This window comes from Mesorhizobium sp. LNJC394B00, assembly GCF_000502555.1.
GTDB lineage: Bacteria > Pseudomonadota > Alphaproteobacteria > Rhizobiales > Rhizobiaceae > Mesorhizobium.
On sequence record NZ_AYWH01000002.1, the window covers coordinates 1,986,198 to 2,003,449 of the forward strand.

The 17,252-nt window shown below is 63.9% G+C and carries 10 protein-coding genes and 1 pseudogene; 7 read left to right on the forward strand and 4 right to left on the reverse strand.

Annotated elements, in window-relative coordinates; translation table 11 throughout:
• Nucleotides 1–3 precede the first annotated feature (3 nt).
• Nucleotides 4–2,667 (reverse strand): type I DNA topoisomerase, encoded by a 2,664-nt coding sequence (topA, locus tag X751_RS150380; protein WP_023695425.1) that lies wholly within the window; start codon nucleotides 2,665–2,667, stop codon nucleotides 4–6.
• 316 nt (nucleotides 2,668–2,983) lie between these two features.
• Entirely contained in the window at nucleotides 2,984–3,361 is a 378-nt protein-coding gene (locus X751_RS150375) for a hypothetical protein (RefSeq protein WP_023725729.1), read from the reverse strand.
• Nucleotides 3,362–3,578: 217 nt separating this feature from the next.
• Between X751_RS150375 and X751_RS01000000163800 the strand changes: the two are divergent.
• The 4 genes and pseudogenes from X751_RS01000000163800 (at nucleotide 3,579) to X751_RS150360 (ending at nucleotide 8,781) form a co-directional block, all read left to right on the forward strand.
• Nucleotides 3,579–4,404 (forward strand): annotated as a pseudogene (locus X751_RS01000000163800) (cytochrome c biogenesis CcdA family protein).
• 122 nt (nucleotides 4,405–4,526) lie between these two features.
• Entirely contained in the window at nucleotides 4,527–5,900 is a 1,374-nt protein-coding gene (gene glmU / locus X751_RS150370; protein WP_023744818.1) for a bifunctional UDP-N-acetylglucosamine diphosphorylase/glucosamine-1-phosphate N-acetyltransferase GlmU, read from the forward strand.
• 194 nt (nucleotides 5,901–6,094) lie between these two features.
• Nucleotides 6,095–7,918, forward strand: coding sequence for a glutamine--fructose-6-phosphate transaminase (isomerizing) (glmS, locus tag X751_RS150365; RefSeq protein ID WP_023701181.1), 1,824 nt, complete (start codon nucleotides 6,095–6,097; stop codon nucleotides 7,916–7,918).
• A gap of 92 nt (nucleotides 7,919–8,010) precedes the next feature.
• Nucleotides 8,011–8,781 carry a DUF502 domain-containing protein gene (locus X751_RS150360; protein WP_031193123.1) on the forward strand — a complete coding sequence of 257 codons (771 nt, stop codon included), beginning with the start codon at nucleotides 8,011–8,013 and terminating at the stop codon, nucleotides 8,779–8,781.
• Here the strand turns inward: X751_RS150360 and recG are convergent.
• On the reverse strand, nucleotides 8,733–10,841 hold the full coding sequence (gene recG, locus X751_RS150355) for an ATP-dependent DNA helicase RecG (protein WP_023744819.1): 2,109 nt from the start codon (nucleotides 10,839–10,841) through the stop codon (nucleotides 8,733–8,735). The two genes, X751_RS150360 and recG, sit on opposite strands and share 49 nt — an antisense overlap.
• Before the next feature lie 314 nt (nucleotides 10,842–11,155).
• Between recG and X751_RS150350 the strand changes: the two genes are divergently transcribed.
• The gene (locus X751_RS150350; RefSeq protein WP_023704554.1) at nucleotides 11,156–11,443 is read left to right on the forward strand and encodes a succinate dehydrogenase assembly factor 2; all 288 of its coding nucleotides are present in this window, start codon (nucleotides 11,156–11,158) and stop codon (nucleotides 11,441–11,443) included.
• A 10-nt stretch (nucleotides 11,444–11,453) separates the two neighbouring features.
• Nucleotides 11,454–14,945 (forward strand): transcription-repair coupling factor, encoded by a 3,492-nt coding sequence (gene mfd, locus X751_RS150345; protein ID WP_023744820.1) that lies wholly within the window; start codon nucleotides 11,454–11,456, stop codon nucleotides 14,943–14,945.
• On the opposite strand, the gene X751_RS150340 is transcribed toward mfd, so the two are convergent.
• Nucleotides 14,942–15,556: a hypothetical protein gene (locus X751_RS150340; protein WP_023691173.1), complete on the reverse strand. Its 615-nt coding sequence runs from the start codon at nucleotides 15,554–15,556 to the stop codon at nucleotides 14,942–14,944. The genes mfd and X751_RS150340 overlap by 4 nt on opposite strands.
• 265 nt (nucleotides 15,557–15,821) lie before the next feature.
• Here X751_RS150340 and X751_RS150335 point away from each other — a divergent pair, with 265 nt between their 5' ends.
• Nucleotides 15,822–17,195, forward strand: a complete 1,374-nt coding sequence (locus X751_RS150335) for a 3-deoxy-7-phosphoheptulonate synthase class II (protein WP_023688326.1) — start codon at nucleotides 15,822–15,824, stop codon at nucleotides 17,193–17,195.
• Nucleotides 17,196–17,252: the final 57 nt, after the last annotated feature.

The following is a 17,252-nucleotide window of genomic DNA, read 5'->3' on the forward strand; positions in this document are numbered from 1 at the left end:
CTGCTATCCCTTTTTCTTCGCCGCCGGCTTCTTGGTCGCCGACTTCTTGGCTGTGGTTTTCTTGCCAGTGGTTGTTTTGGCAGTGGTTTTCTTGGCTGTGGGGGCCTTGGCGGCTGCCGCCTTGCGGAACGGCTTCTTGCCGCCGCCCTTGGCTTCCTTCTCGGCGATCAGCGCCAGCGCGTCCTCGACGGTCACCGACTGCGGATCCTTGCCCTTGGGCAGTGTCGCGTTGACCTTGCCGTAGTTGACATAGGGCCCATATTTGCCATCGCGCACGACGATCTTGCCCCCGCCATCGGGATGGTCGCCGAGTTCCTTCAGCGCCGCCGCAGTGCCGCCATTGCGGCCGCCCTTGCCCTTCAGCTGCTTCTCGGCGATCACGGTGACAGCGCGGTTGAGGCCGATCGAGAACACATCCTCTATGCTGTCGACATTGGCATAGATGCCATCATGCAAAACGAATGGACCATAGCGGCCAAGCCCGGCGGAGATCATCTTGCCGGATTCAGGGTGCTTGCCGATATCGCGCGGCAGCGACAGCAGCGCCAAGGCCTTTTCATGGTCGATCGAGTCGGGCGTCCAGCCCTTGGGCAGGCTGGAGCGCTTGGCTTCCTTGCCGTCGCCGCGCTGGATATAAGGACCGAAGCGGCCTGAGCGCAGCGTGATTTCCTCTGCCGTGTAGGGGTCCTTGCCGAGGACCTTGGTGCCGTCCTCGCCGCCGCCATTCTCGCCATTCGGGTTGGCGGCATCGCCGAGTTGGCGGGTAAAGGAACATTCCGGATAGTTGGAGCAGCCGACGAAGGCGCCGAACTTGCCGAGTTTCAGCGACAGATTGCCGGAGCCGCATTTTGGGCAGATGCGGGGATTCGAGCCATCCTCCCGCGCGGGGAACACCAGCGGCGCCAGTTCCTCGTTCAGCGCGTCGAGCACGTCAGTGACGCGCAGTTCCTTGATGTCGGCGACGGCGCCGGAAAAATCTTTCCAGAAGTCACGAAGCACGTCCTTCCAGGCGAGCTTGCCGTCGGAAATCTCGTCAAGCTTTTCCTCGAGTGAGGCCGTGAAGTCATATTCGACATAGCGCTCGAAGAAGCTTTCGAGGAAAGCCGACAGCAGCCGGCCCTTGGCCTGCGGCACCAGCCGGCGCTTGTCGATGGTGACGTAGTCACGGTCTTCCAACGTCTTCAGGATCGCGGTGTAGGTCGACGGACGGCCGATGCCGAGCTCTTCCAGCTTCTTGATCAGCGACGCCTCGGAGTAGCGCGGCGGCGGCTCGGTGGTGTGCTGGGTGGCATTGATCGCCTGACGGGCCAGCTGCTCGCCGGCACGGATCTCGGGCAGACGACGGTTTTCCTCGTCTTCGGCGTCGTCGTCCTTCTGGTCGGTGTAGGCGGCGATGAAGCCGTCGAAGCGAACGACGGAACCGACGGCGCGAAGCTCCGCGGTGCGAGCGCCATTGACCGCCTCGATTTCGACCGTGGTACGCTCGATCTCGGCCGACTGCATCTGGCTGGCGATGGCGCGCTTCCAGATCAATTCGTAAAGCCGCAGCTGGTCGGAATCGAGATACTGCCTGACCGAAGCCGGCGTGCGCATGAAATCGGTCGGGCGGACCGCCTCGTGCGCTTCCTGGGCATTCTTAGCCTTGGCTGTGTACTGGCGCGGCTTTTCCGGGAGGTATCTTGGGCCGAATTCCTTGGCGATGGTGTCGCGGGCGGCGTCGATCGCCTCCGGCGCCATCTGCACGCCGTCGGTTCGCATATAGGTGATCAGGCCGGTAGTCTCGCCGCCGATCTCCATGCCTTCATAGAGGCGCTGCGCCACCTGCATGGTGCGCGTCGCCGAAAAGCCGAGGCCCGACGATGCCGCCTGCTGCAGCGTCGACGTGGTGAAGGGCGGGCCAGGATTGCGCCTTGTCGGTTTGGCTTCCACCGACAGAGCCTTGAAGGTCGCGCCTTCGAGCATGCCCTTGATATCGTCGGCCTGCGCCTTGCTGGCGATGTCGAGCTTCTGCAGCTTCTTGCGCTCGAACGCGGTCAGCCGCGCCTCGAAGCTGTCGTTACGTGGCGTGCCGAGGAGGGCAGCGATCTGCCAGTATTCCTCGCGGATGAAGCGCTCGATCTCGGATTCGCGGTCGCAGACCAGGCGCAGCGCCACCGACTGGACGCGGCCGGCCGAACGGGCGCCCGGCAATTTGCGCCACAGCACCGGCGACAGCGTGAAGCCGACGAGATAATCGAGTGCGCGGCGAGCCAGATAGGCATCGACCAATGGTGCATCGATCTGGCGCGGATTGGCCATCGCTTCCAGCACCGACGACTTGGTTATGGCATTGAAGACGACGCGGCTGACCGGCTTGTCCTTCAACACGCGCTTCTGCTTGAGCACCTCCAGCACGTGCCAAGAAATGGCTTCGCCCTCGCGATCCGGATCCGTGGCGAGGATCAGGCCATCGGCATCCTTGACCGCGTTGGCGATGTCGGTGAGACGCTTTCCGGAAGCGGTGTCGACCGCCCAGGACATGGCGAAATCCTCGTCGGGACGCACCGAACCATCCTTGGCCGGCAGATCGCGGACATGGCCGAACGAGGCCAGAACCTTGAAGTTCTTGCCGAGATACTTGTTGATTGTCTTTGCCTTGGCCGGCGATTCGACGACGACGACGTCCATGAGGTCTCATATCAGCTGTGGGGCGGCAGAAGAATTCCGCTGCGTGACGCATTCAATTGGTCGCTCACATGGCCGCGCTTTTGCGATCGGTCAAGGGCAAGCGGCCAAAATGCGGAGGCGTGTGCCGCAATACACTCTTAGAGTGTATGGAGAAGATCACAAAATTTTTGTCTGGGACGGTTCGTGTTTCGAGCCACCGGGAAAGGCGCCGCGACCAGTTCGTGCTGCGCGTAAATGCCGAACTGGTCGCCGGGTCGCTTGGAGCCGGCGGCCAGCCGAGTCCCGCCGATGGGGTGCGGGATAGAGGTTCGGACGATCAGTCGGCCTTGACGATGTGCCAGACTTCGCCGACGCCGTCGCCCGTGATGTCACCGGCCTTCTTGTCCTTGATGAAGGTGTAGACCGGCTTGCCGTCATAGGCCCACATCTTGGTGCCGTCGGTGCGGTCGACGATGGTCCATTCGTCGTCCGCCTTAGCGCCGTCCTCGGCCTTCAGCGGCGGCCAGTTGGTGGCGCATTTGTCGTAGCAGTTGGTCTTGCCCTTCTCGTCCTTGTCATAGGTATAGAGCGTCATGCCATTGGCATCGGTGTAGATCTTGGTGCCACCGACTTCGGCTTCCTTCCACGCTTCGGCGGCGAAGGATGCGGCGGTGCTGAGCAGAAGGGCGGCCAGGCCGACGGTGATCGTTTTCATGGAAATCTCCCTGGTGATCCGACGAAGCGCGCAGAAATCGCGGCTTCGCTCTGTGAACGCTCGGCGAGGGACATTTCTTCCCCGGCTTGGTCAACTTGGGATTGGCCGCCAACAATTCGTCCGCCGGACCGTATCTGTAGCCAAATGCCACACGATGGTGATTGGCGAACACGATTTTGCACCGCTATATCGGCGCCAGGGAATCTGGAGTTCTGGAATGCCATTGGACGTCGGCTATGTCAGCGCGGTCGGAGCGGGGGCGATCTCGTTCCTGTCGCCTTGCGTGCTGCCGCTGGTGCCTCCCTATCTCTGCTACATGGCCGGCGTGTCGGTCGACGATTTTCGCGGTGACGATGCCGGCGTCACGGCCAAGGCCGGCGCCCGCGGCGCGCTCATCTATTCCTCGCTCGCCTTCGTACTCGGTTTCTCCACCGTGTTCGTGGCGCTTGGCGCCGGCGCCTCGACCATCGGCCACTGGCTGCGCGTCTGGCAGGAGCCGCTGGCGATGGCTGCCGGGGTGCTGATCATCCTGATGGGGCTGAATTTCCTCGGCATCCTGCGCATCCCGCTTTTGTCGCGCGAGGCGCGCTTCCAGTCGCAGGGCAAGCCCGNGGCTGAATTTCCTCGGCATCCTGCGCATCCCGCTTTTGTCGCGCGAGGCGCGCTTCCAGTCGCAGGGCAAGCCCGCCAGCATGGTCGCCGCCTATGTCATGGGGCTGGCCTTCGCCTTTGGCTGGACGCCGTGCATCGGCCCGGTGCTGGGGCCGATCCTGACCTTGGCCGGCGGCCGCGAGACGGTGGGCGAGGGCGCTCTTCTGCTTGCCGCCTATTCGCTTGGCCTCGGCATTCCGTTCCTGATTGCTGCCCTGTTCTCCGGCGCCTTCATGCGCTTCCTCGGCAAATTCCGCGTCCATCTCGGCCGCGTCGAAAAGGCGATCGGCGCGCTGCTGGTCGTCGCCGGCGTGTTCTTCCTCACCGGCGGCGTGCAGACGGTGTCCTACTGGCTGCTGGAGACCTTTCCGCTGCTGGGCCGGCTGGGGTAGAGATCCGCTGATCGAGAGTGAACTGCCTCATCACCTCACCGGAATTTAACCCCATTGGTGCAGCATGGCGCCAGATGCTACCACTCTGCGATTCCTGATCCCATTCATACGGTTGTCCTTCCATGAGCCAGAGATCCTGCTTGTCCGTCATTCTCGCCGCCGGTGAAGGCACGCGCATGAAGAGCGCGATGCCGAAGGTGCTGCACCAGATCGCCGGACTGCCAATGGTCGCCCATGTGGTGAAAGCGGCCGAGGCCGCCGGCGCCCGCAGCCAGGCGCTGGTGATCGGCCATGGCGCCGATGATATGCGCAAGGCGGCGGCGAAATTCGCGCCCAAGGCCGAGACCTTCGTGCAGGAGAAGCGGCTCGGCACTGCGCATGCCGTGCTGGCTGCGCGCGATGCGATATCAAAGGGTTATGACGATATTCTCGTGATGTTCGGCGACACGCCGCTGATCGATGCTGAAGCCCTAGTGGCCGCGCGGCAAAAGCTTGCCGATGGCGCGGCCGTCGTAGTGATCGGTTTCCGTCCGCCCAGCCCGACCGGCTATGGCCGGCTGATCGAAAAGGGCGGCAAGCTCACCGCCATCCGCGAGGAGAAGGACTGCTCCGCCGAGGAAAAGAAGATCGGCTTCTGCAATGCCGGCATGATGGCGGTGGCGGGCAAGCATGCGCTCGACCTGCTCGACCAGGTTGGCAACAAGAACGCCAAGGGCGAGTACTATCTCACCGACATCGTCGAGATCGCCAGTGCGAAAGGGCTCGATGTCCTCGCCACCGAAACGAGCTTCGAGAGCGCGCTCGGCATCAACAACCGGGCCGAGCTGGCGCAGGCGGAAGGCATCTGGCAGGTGCGCCGGCGCTACGAGGCCATGCTGTCGGGCGTAACGCTGATCGCGCCGGAGACGGTGTATTTCTCGCACGACACCGAAATCGGCGCCGACACGATCGTCGAGCCCAATGTCTGGTTCGGCCCGGGCGTGAAAATTGCAACCGGGGCCAAGATACACGCTTTCAGCCACATAGAGGGCGCCACCATCGCCTCCAATTGCGACGTCGGTCCGTTCGCGCGGCTCAGGCCTGGCGCCGATCTGAGGCAAAAGGCCAAGGTCGGCAATTTCTGCGAGGTCAAGCAGGCGGTCATCGAGGAGGGCGCCAAGGTCAATCATCTGACCTATATCGGCGATGCCCGTGTGGGCGCGGGGGCCAATATCGGCGCCGGCACCATCACCTGCAACTATGATGGTTATTCAAAGTTCTTCACCGATATCGGCGAGGGTGCCTTTGTCGGCTCGAACTCGTCGCTGGTGGCGCCGGTTTCCATCGGCAAGGGTGGCTACATCGCCTCGGGCAGCGTCATCACCGAAAGCGTGCCGGACGATGCGCTGGCCTTCGGCCGCGCCCGCCAGAAGACCATTCCCGGGAAAGGCAAGGAATTGCGCGAGCGCTTTGCCTCGGCCGCTGCGGCGAAGAAAAAGGCCGGCACCGACCATTAACCGCCGAAGCAATTGAACAACCGAGGAATTGCGGTAACCGGATTGCAAGAGCGGTGTGTCATGGTGCATCGGGTTGAGAAGCGTTCCGTTACACCAGACGAAATGCAAAGTGACTTTCGCGGCGGGCCGGCAATCCCTAGATAACGCTGGTTTTCCATCGGGACTGGTTTTCCAGGTGAATCGGGGGCAGGCGCATGTGCGGTATCGTCGGAATTGTCGGCCAGAGCCAAGTCGCGCCGCTCATTGTCGATGCTTTGAAGCGGCTTGAATATCGTGGCTATGACTCCGCCGGAGTCGCCACCGTCGAGAAAGGTGCGCTCGGCCGCCGCCGCGCCGAAGGCAAGCTCATCAACCTCGAACGCCGGCTGAAGGAAGAACCGCTCGACGGCACCATCGGCATCGGCCACACGCGATGGGCGACCCATGGCGTGCCCAACGAGACCAACGCCCATCCGCATTTTTCCAACGGCGTCGCCATCGTTCACAACGGCATCATCGAGAATTTCGCCGAGTTGCGCGATGAGCTGATCCGCGACGGCTATTCCTTCTCGTCGCAGACCGACACCGAGGTCGTGGCGCATCTGGTGGCGCGCGAACTGGCCAAGGGGCTGAAGCCGATCGAGGCCGCGCACCAGGCGCTGAAGCGGCTGGAAGGCGCCTTTGCGCTGGCCATCATGTTCACCGGCGACGAGGACCTCATCGTCGGCGCCCGCAATGGTCCGCCTCTGGCCGTCGGCCATGGCGATGGCGAGATGTTTCTGGGCTCCGACGCCATCGCGCTGGCGCCGTTCACCAATTCCATCACCTACCTCGAAGACGGCGACTGGGCGGTGGTGCGCCGCGATGGCGTCACCATCTTCGACATCGACGGCAAAGAGGTTGCCCGCAAGCGCCAGCAATCACTGTCGACCAGCTTCATGGTCGACAAGGGCAACCGCCGCCATTTCATGGAAAAGGAAATCCATGAACAGCCCGAAGTGATCTCGCATACGCTGGCGCACTATGTCGATTTCGTCTCTGGCGTGTCGAAGCCGCTGGAACTGCCGTTCGACTTTGCCAAGATCGGCCGGCTGGCGATCTCGGCCTGCGGCACCGCCTATCTAGCCGGCCTGATCAGCAAATACTGGTTCGAGCGCTATGCGCGGCTGCCGGTCGACATCGATGTCGCCTCGGAATTCCGCTACCGCGAAATGCCGTTATCGGCGGATGATGCCGCCTTCTTCATCTCGCAGTCCGGCGAAACCGCCGACACGCTGGCCTCGCTGCGCTATTGCCGCAAGGCGGGCATGAAGATCGGCGCCATCGTCAATGTGCGCGAATCGACCATGGCGCGCGAATCCGACGTCGTGCTGCCGACGCTGGCCGGGCCGGAGATCGGCGTCGCCTCGACCAAGGCTTTCACCTGCCAGCTTTCGGTGCTGGCCTCGCTGGCGGTGCGTGCGGGTGTGGCGCGCGGCACGATCTCGAAGGATGAGGAAAAGACGCTGGTGCGCGCTCTTTCGGAGGCGCCTCGCTACGCCAACCAGGTACTGAAGCTCGAAGAGCAGATCGAGCGCATCGCGCGCGAAATCTCGCGCTACAAGGACGTGCTCTATCTCGGACGCGACACCAATTTCCCGCTGGCCATGGAAGGCGCGCTGAAACTCAAGGAAATCTCTTACATCCATGCCGAGGGTTATGCCGCGGGCGAACTGAAGCACGGGCCGATCGCGCTGATCGACGAGAACATGCCGGTCATCGTCATCGCGCCGCATGATCGCATCTTCGAAAAAACCGTGTCGAACATGCAGGAAGTGGCGGCGCGCGGCGGCAAGATCATCCTGATCACCGACGCCAAGGGCGCGGCGCAGGTCAGCGTCAAGACGATGGAGACGATCATCCTGCCCGACGTGCCGGAAATCATCTCGCCGATCATCTATGCGCTGCCGATCCAGATGCTGGCCTACTACGCCGCCGTGTTCATGGGGACGGACGTCGACCAGCCGCGCAACCTGGCGAAATCGGTGACGGTGGAGTAGTCGGCGCTCATCGGGGGTCTAAAAAACTTCGCAGTTCCAAAGCGCCGTCCGCTTCACTAGTGTGGCGCTGCAACCCGCGTCCCCGGTGAACCATGTCCGATGCTCCCAGAACTTCAGGCATGACCCGGCTGAGGAACTATTTCCTCACAGGCTTTATCGTCTGCGCGCCGCTGGCGATCACCGCCTATATCGCCTGGTCGTTCGTCGGCTGGGTCGATTCCTGGGTGAAGCCGTACATTCCGGCGCGCTACAGCCCCGACACCTATTTGCCGTTTCCGGTGCCCGGCTTCGGCCTGATCGTGGCGCTCGTGCTGATCACGCTGATCGGCTTCATGACCGCCAACATCGTCGGTCGCGCCATCGTCAATTTCGGCGAACGGCTGCTTGGCCGTATGCCGCTGGTGCGCGGCATCTACGGTTCGCTGAAGCAGATTTTCCAGACGGTGCTGTCGAACAAGGGCGATATGTTCCGCCAGGTCGGGCTGGTCGAATATCCGCGAAAAGGCGTCTGGTCGCTGGTCTTCGTCGCCAGCGAGAAGGAAACCGAGATCAACCAGAAGCTCGACCATGCAGGCGACCCGATGATCGCCGTGTTCATGCCGTGCACGCCGAACCCTACCACCGGTTTCCTGATGTACGTGCCGAAATCCGACATCGTGCTGCTCGACATGACGATCGAGGACGGCGCCAGGCTGATCGTCTCGGCCGGGCTGGTGGCGCCCGAAGTCAAGCCGAAAATGGTGACTATGAACGGCCAGCCGATCGACGGAGATCTCGCCAACCCGCCGCTTGGCGGGCTGATCGCCGAGGGCGCTCAGCCGGCGCGCAAGAGCCGTACGGCCTCGTCGCGGCCGAACAAATAGAGCAGCAGGCGCAGCGCCTCGCCGCGCTCAGACTGTAGTTCCGGGTCGCGCGACAGGATCAGCCTTGCATCGTCGCGGGCTGCTTCGAGCAAGTCGGCGTGCACCTCGATGCGCGCCACCTGGAAGCCCGGCGTGCCGGACTGGCGGGTGCCGAGCAATTCGCCTTCGCCGCGCAGCTTCAGATCCTCTTCGGCGATCAGGAAACCGTCCTCGGTCTCGCGCATCACCGACAGCCGGCGTTTTGCCGTCTCGCCGAGCGGGTCCTTGTAAAGCAGCACGCAGGAAGAAGGCTTGTCGCCGCGGCCGACGCGGCCGCGCAACTGGTGCAGTTGCGCCAGGCCAAAACGTTCGGCATGCTCGATGACCATGATGGTGGCATCCGGCACGTCGACGCCGACCTCGATGACGGTGGTGGCGATCAGGATGCGGGTTTCGCCGGCCTTGAAGGCGCGCATCGCCTCGTCCTTTTCGGCGCCCTTCATGCGGCCGTGGACGAGGCCGATGCGATCGCCGAACAAGGGCTGCAGCGAGGCAAATCGGTCCTCGGCCGACATCAGCTTGATCTCTTCGGATTCCTCGACCAGCGGGCAGATCCAGTAGATCTTTTGGCCGTCGGCAACCGCGTCCAGCATGCGACCGACCAGTTCGTCCAGCCGTTCCAGCGGCAGCGTGACGGTGCGGATCGGCTGGCGGCCGATCGGTTTTTCCGTCAGCTTGGAGACGTCCATGTCGCCGAAGGCGGTCAGCACCAGAGTGCGCGGGATCGGCGTCGCCGTCATCACCAGCATGTCGGGGGCGTCGCCCTTGGCGGTGATGGCAAGCCGCTGGTGGACGCCGAAGCGGTGTTGCTCGTCGACCACGGCAAAGACGAGGTCGTGATAGGCCACCGTTTCCTGGAACAGCGCATGGGTGCCGACGACGATGTCGATCTCGCCGCTGGCGAGACCTGATAGCGTTTCAGTGCGTTCGCGGCCCTTTTCGCGGCCGGTCAGGATAGCGACGCGCAGGCCGGCCTGTTCGGCCAAAGGCGTGATCGTCGCCAGATGCTGGCGCGCCAGGATTTCGGTCGGCGCCATCAAGGCCGCCTGGCCGCCGGCCTCGACTGCGCGCCCCATGGCCAGCAGCGCCACCACCGTCTTGCCGGAGCCGACATCGCCTTGCAGCAGGCGCAGCATGCGCTCGGGGTCGGCCAGATCGGCATTGATTTCGGCAAGCGCGAATTCCTGGCTGCCGGTCAATGAATAGGGCAGGGCTGCGCGCAGTTTCTCGACGATGCGACCGTCGCCGATGAGCGGCCGGCCCGACAGGCGGCGCACTTTTGCCCGCACCAATGCCAGCGAGACCTGGCCGGCGAGAAGCTCGTCATAGGCAAGGCGGCGCCATGCCACCCCCTCGATGGCGACATCGATCGGGTCCGCGGGATAGTGGACCCGGGCGAGCGCGTCGGCAAAGGCCGGAAAGGTCTGGTTGCGCATGAAGGCAGCGTCCTGCCACTCCGGCAATTCCGGCAGCCGGCCGAGCGCCTGGCCGATGGCGCGGCGCAGCACTTTTCCGGACAGGCCCGCAGTGAGCGGATAGACCGGTTCGACCAGCGGCAGGCTCTCAGTGTCACCTGCCAAAGCGATATGGTCGGGATGGACCATGGTCGGGCGGCCGTTGAACCATTCCATACGGCCGGAGACGACGACATGCTCGCCCACCGGCATCGCTTTTTCGAGATAGGCGGCATGGGCGTGGAAGAAGGTCAGGCCGATCTCGCCGGTGTCGTCATGGGCATAGACGCGGTAAGGCACCGACCGGTTGCCGCGCGGCGGCGGCTGGTGGCGGTCGATGCGCACGTCGAGCGTGACGATGGAGCCGGCCGGCGCAAGCGCGATGCCGGGACGATTGCGGCGGTCGATGACGGTGTGCGGCAGCACGAACAACAGGTCGCCGGCGCGCGCCGGCCGTTCGCCGAGATCGGCCGCCACCACCTTCTCGATCAGAGCGCCAACCTTGGGGCCGACGCCGGCAAGCGAAGTGATGGGCACGAAGAGAGGGTCGAGGAGGGAGGGGCGCATGGCTTTACCCTCCCCCCTGTGGGGAGGGTCGATCCGCGAAGCGGAGCGGGGTGGGGGTAGGTGCGCGGCTAACTTTCGAGGAAGTCGGTAGGTCAGCGCCGCACCCCCACCCCGTCTCACTCGCTTCGCTTTGCGAAGCGTGCTCGCCGACCCTCCCCACAAGGGGGAGGGTGAAGTGCGGGCGGTATCCGGCACCAGCGTTGTCAGGAGTGTTCTTCACACCTGGGATGTTTAGCCGCCCACCCGTGCGTTGCAAGGCTGACACCGCCCTCTATCCACGCTATATGCGCCGCACCAAGGAAGGATGCGGCACGATGACCGGGACGAAACGATCAAGCGAGGGGCTGGATATCAGGTGCCGCAAGCTGTTGTTCCGCTCCTGGCATCGCGGGATGCGCGAGATGGACCTTATCCTCGGTACGTTTGCCGACAACGAGATCGGCGCCTTGACCGGCGATGAAATCGACCAATATGAAAGGCTCCTCGACATCCCCGACACCGAATTCCTGCCCATGGTCACCGGCGAACGCCCGGTTCCCGGGAATATCGACTGTGCCGTCCTGCAAAAGATCCTGGCATCGCGCCGGACCATGACATTTTAAACGTGCAACCATGAGCCTCATTCCCAGAATCGGTCTGCCGAAAGGCCGCGCCGGCCAGTTCATCGTCGACGGCGTTGCCGATGGCTACGAAGCCTTTGCGCTGGTGCAGGCGATCCATGAGATTGCGCCTGACAAACCGGTGCTGTTCGTGGCGCGCGACGGCCAGCGCCTGCCGTCGATCATCGAGGCGCTGACCTTTGCCGCCCCCGGCCTGCCGGTGTTGGAGTTGCCGGCCTGGGATTGCCTGCCCTATGACCGCGTTTCTCCCGGCTCCGATGCCGCCGCCAAGCGGCTCGACGCGCTGACGGCGATGATCGCGCTGGCGAAAAAGCCGCATCGCGCCGTCATCCTGACCACTGCCAATGCGCTGCTGCAGCGCATTCCGCCGGCCGATCTGGTCGAAGCGCAGACTTTCCACGCAAAGCCCGGCAACCAGATCGACATGAACGCGCTGGTGTCCCGGCTGGAGATTTCCGGCTTCGAGCGGGTGCCGACGGTGCGCGGTATCGGCGAATTCGCCGTGCGCGGCGGCATCCTCGACCTCTACGCACCCGGCTGGACGGAAGCACTGCGGCTCGATTTCTTCGGCGACACGCTGGAATCGATCCGCGTCTTCGACGCCGCCACGCAGCGCACCACCGGCCAGCGCAAGTCGATGGCGCTGCAGGCGATGAGTGAAGTGGCGCTGACCCCCGAAACCATCAGCCGCTTCCGCCGCTCCTATATCGAAGCCTTTGGCGCGCCGCAGCGCGACGACGGCCTTTATGCGGCGGTGAGCGAAGGGCGGCGCTTTGCCGGCATGGAGCACTGGCTGCCGCTGTTCTACGAGCGGCTGGAGACAGTGTTTGATTATCTGCCGGATGCGCCTGTCATCTTCGACCATCTGGCGCACGAAGCGCTGGCTGAGCGTCACACGCTGATCCTCGACCACTACGAAGCGCGCCGCAAACAGGCCGACGCCGCCTTGAAGGACGCCGTGCCCTACAAGCCGGTGGCGCCGGACCTGCTCTATCTCTCACCGGAAAACCTCGTAGCGTCGCTCGGACCGCGCGAAGCCATCGACTTCACCGCCTTCGACGCGCCCGATGTCGGGGCCAAGAAGGTCTTCCATGGCGGCTCGCGCCATGGCCGCAGCTTTGCCGAGGAACGGGCTGACCCAAACATCAACGTCTTCGATGTCGTCGTAAAACACATCGCTGACGAGCGCGCGGCGCGCCGCCGGGTCATCGTCGCCGGCTGGACCGAAGGCTCGCTCGACCGGCTTGGCCAGATCCTGGCCGAGCACCATCTCGGCAAACTCGTGCCGGTGGCGACGCTGGCCGAGGCGGAAAAGCTCGAGCCGGGGCAGGCGGCACTCGCCGTGCTGCCGCTGGAATCCGGCTTCGAGACCGAACAGCTGGTTGTCGTCGCCGAGCAGGACATTCTGGGCGACCGGCTGATCCGCCGCTCGAAGCGCAAGAAGCGCGCGTCGGATTTCATCGCCGAGGCCTCGTCGCTGTCGGCCGGCGACATCGTCGTCCACGCCGATCACGGCATTGGCCGCTTCATCGGCCTGCGCACCATCGAGGCGGTCGGCGCGCCGCATGACTGCCTGGAAATCCACTATGCCGGCGACGACCGGCTGTTCCTGCCGGTGGAAAACATCGAGCTTCTGTCGCGCTACGGCTCTGACACAGCCGAGGCGACGCTGGACAAGCTCGGCGGCGGCGCCTGGCAGTCGCGCAAGGCGCGGCTGAAGAAGCGCCTGCTCGACATGGCCGGACAGCTGATCCGCATTGCCGCCGAGCGCCAGATGCGTACCGCGCCGCCCATGGTGCCGGCGGAAGGGCTTTACGGCGAATTCTCGGCGCGCTTTCCCTATGAGGAGACCGACGACCAGCAGGGCGCGATCGATGCCGTCGTGGACGATCTCGGCGCCGGCAAGCCGATGGACCGGCTGATCTGCGGCGATGTCGGCTTCGGCAAGACCGAAGTGGCGTTGCGCGCCGCCTTCATCGCTGCGATGGAAGGGTTCCAGGTCGCGGTCGTGGTGCCGACGACGCTGTTGTCGCGCCAGCATTTCAAGACCTTTTCGCAGCGCTTCTCCGGCCTGCCGATCCGCGTCAGCCAGGCCTCGCGGCTGGTCGGCGCCAAGGAACTGGCGGAAACCAAGAAAGGCATCGCCGAGGGGCAGGTCGACATCGTCATCGGCACCCATGCACTGCTCGGGTCGGCGATCTCGTTCAAGAATCTCGGCCTGCTGATCATCGACGAGGAGCAGCATTTTGGCGTCAAGCACAAGGAACGGCTGAAGGACCTCAAAACCGACGTCCACGTGCTGACGCTGTCGGCGACGCCGATCCCGCGCACGCTGCAGCTTGCCTTGACCGGCGTGCGCGAACTGTCGCTGATCGCCACGCCGCCGATCGACCGCATGGCGGTGCGCACCTTCATCTCGCCTTTCGACCCGCTGGTCATCCGCGAGACGCTGCTGCGCGAACGCTATCGCGGCGGCCATTCCTTCTATGTCGTTCCGCGCATCAGCGATCTCGCCGAAATCCATGACTTCCTGCGCGAATCCGTCCCCGAGCTGAAGGTGGCGGTGGCCCATGGCCAGATGCCGCCGGGCGAACTCGACGACATCATGAACGCCTTCTATGACGGCCAGTACGACGTGCTGTTGTCGACCACCATCGTCGAATCCGGGCTCGACATTCCGACCGCCAACACGCTGATCATCCATCGCGCCGATATGTTCGGCCTGTCGCAGCTCTACCAGCTGCGCGGCCGCGTCGGCCGTTCCAAGGTGCGGGCATATGCGTTGTTCACGCTGCCGGCCAACCGCAAGCTCACCGACACGGCCGAGCGCCGGCTGAAGGTGCTGCAGTCGCTGGACACGCTTGGCGCCGGGTTCCAGCTCGCCAGCCACGACCTCGACATCAGGGGCGCCGGCAATCTACTCGGCGAAGAACAATCCGGACACATCAAGGAGGTCGGCTTCGAGCTCTACCAGCAGATGCTGGAAGAGGCGGTGGCCGAGGTGAAGGACTCCGGCGAGGTCCAGGACGGCGGCTGGTCGCCGCAGATCGCTGTCGGCACGGCTGTCATGATCCCGGAAAGCTACGTGCCGGACCTTCAGCTCAGGCTGGCGCTCTACCGCCGCCTTGGCGATCTCGAAAACACAGAGGAGATCGATGCTTTCGGCGCCGAGCTGATCGACCGCTTCGGCCCGCTGCCGGAGGAAGTGAAGCATCTGCTCAAGATCGTCTTCATCAAGGCACTCTGCCGCAGGGCCAATGTCGAAAAACTCGATGCCGGCCCCAAGGGCGTCGTCATCCATTTCCGCAAGCGCGAGTTTTCCAACCCGGTCGGGCTGGTCAAGTACATCGGCGAACAGGGCTCGCTGGCCAAGATCAGGGCCGACCACAGCGTGGTCTTCATCCGCGACTGGCCGACAGCCGAGAAGCGTCTGGCGGGCTCGGCTGTCGTCATGACGCAGTTGGCGCGGCTGGTGGCCACCTAGACTTTCGGATGGAAATTCGACTGCAACTGCAGGTCGGATGCCGAGAACGTGCCGGCGCCGACGATGACGTGCCCGGCAGGCACGGTGAAGCCGCGCGCGGCGCCGGCGCCTTTCAGCAATCCGGCCCGGCGGTCGGGGTCGGACTCACGAAAACTGCCGCCCGGTTCCAGCCGGCAACTGTCGACGGTGATCGCGCCGAGAAGCTGGCTGCCCGAACCGAGCACCGTCTCACCGAACACCGCCGCGCCGTTGAGATAGCGGCCTTGATCGCCGATCACGATCGAGGCTCCCGGCCTGTTGGCCTTTGCAGTAAAACCGCCTTCGCCAAACTGGTTGCGTGAGCCGACGCGGATTGCGCCGGCGGATGCTTCGAACAGTGTGTTGGCGTGGAAAATGTTGGCGTCGCCGATCTCCAGCGCGCCACCGTCGGTGCAGAACAGGTAGACGCCGGGGAAGAAGACGTTGCCTCGCCCGATGACGGCGCCTGCGGAAATCAGCGTGGAGTAGGGGTCGTAGATCACGTTGCCGCGCTCGGACAGGCCAACAACCTCTTCGATCGTAAACAGGCCTTGCTCGCGGCGCACGCGGTCAAGGTAGGCGGACACGGACATAGGGACTCCATGGAGAATTGTTGCGCAGCGGACGATGACCGGCGCGACTACATCGGTGAGGATCGATTCTGGCACCAAGGGATATTGCACAGCCGTCGCGAAGATAAGAAGCCAAAGTGGGTCGCGGCATGGAGCTCCCCATCATTCGCCAGCGCTTGAATTCCGGTCTAGAATAGAAAATCGGCTTCGTGTATGGAGCCGCCATCCCCATATGGGGCGGGAATGGCGGGCAAAAGCCTGCTGGAAAGAGCGTTTGGGTGCAGCGATGACGAAATGGTCGCCGAATTCTTGGAGAGCAAAGCCGATCAAGCAGGTTCCTGCCTATCCGGACCTCGCCGCGCTGAAGAACACGGAAGCCCAGCTCGCCACCTTTCCGCCGCTGGTTTTTGCCGGTGAGGCGCGCAAGCTGAAGAAGCAGCTTGCGGCTGTCGCTGCCGGCGACGCATTCCTTCTGCAGGGCGGCGATTGCGCCGAGAGTTTCGCCGAACATGGCGCCGACAACATCCGCGACTTCTTCCGCGTCTTCCTGCAGATGTCGGTGGTGCTGACCTTTGCCGGCGCGCAGCCGGTGGTGAAGGTCGGCCGTGTCGCCGGCCAGTTCGCCAAGCCGCGCTCGTCCGACAATGAGACCAAGGGCGAGGTGACGCTGCCAAGCTACCGTGGCGACATCATCAACGGCATCGAGTTCGACCCCAAGTCGCGTATTCCCGACCCGGCCCGCCAGGAAATGGCCTACCGCCAGTCGGCGGCGACGCTTAACCTGCTGCGTGCCTTCGCCCAAGGCGGCTACGCCAGCCTGGAGAATGTGCATCGCTGGATGCTGGGCTTCGTCTCCGACAGCCCGCAAGGCGAGAAGTATGGCATGCTCGCCAACCGCATCACCGAGACGATGGACTTCATGAAGGCCGTCGGCATCACCTCGGAGACCAACTACGCGCTGCGCGAGACCGACTTTTACACCAGTCACGAGGCGCTGCTGCTCGGCTATGAAGAGGCGCTGACCCGCGTCGATTCGACCTCCGGCGACTGGTACGCAACGTCGGGCCACATGATCTGGATCGGCGACCGCACCCGACAGCCCGACCATGCGCATGTCGAATATTGCCGCGGCATCAAGAACCCGCTCGGCCTCAAATGTGGCCCGTCGCTGACGACTGACGGCCTGCTGGAGCTCATCGACCTGCTCAATCCGGAGAACGAGCCGGGCCGGCTGACGCTGATCGCCCGCTTCGGCTCCGACAAGGTCGCCGACCATCTGCCGAAGCTGGTGCGCGCGGTGCAGAAGGAAGGTCGCAGCGTCGTGTGGTCGTCCGACCCGATGCACGGCAATACGATCGAGGCTGCCGGCTACAAGACGCGGCCGTTCGACCGCATCCTCAAGGAAGTGCAGACCTTCTTCGAGGTGCATCGCGCCGAAGGCACGCACCCCGGCGGCATCCATGTCGAGATGACCGGCAAGAACGTCACCGAATGCACCGGCGGCGCCCGCGCCATCACCGCCGAGGAGCTGCAGGACCGCTATCACACCCATTGCGACCCGCGCCTCAACGCCGACCAGGCGATCGAGCTGGCGTTCCTGGTGTCGGATCTCTTGAAGAAGAGCCATCCGGTGCAGCACAAGCAGGTGGCTAACGGCTGAACCCGTTTTCAGAATTGAAATGATAAGCGCCAGAGAAATCCGGCGCTTTTTCGTTTG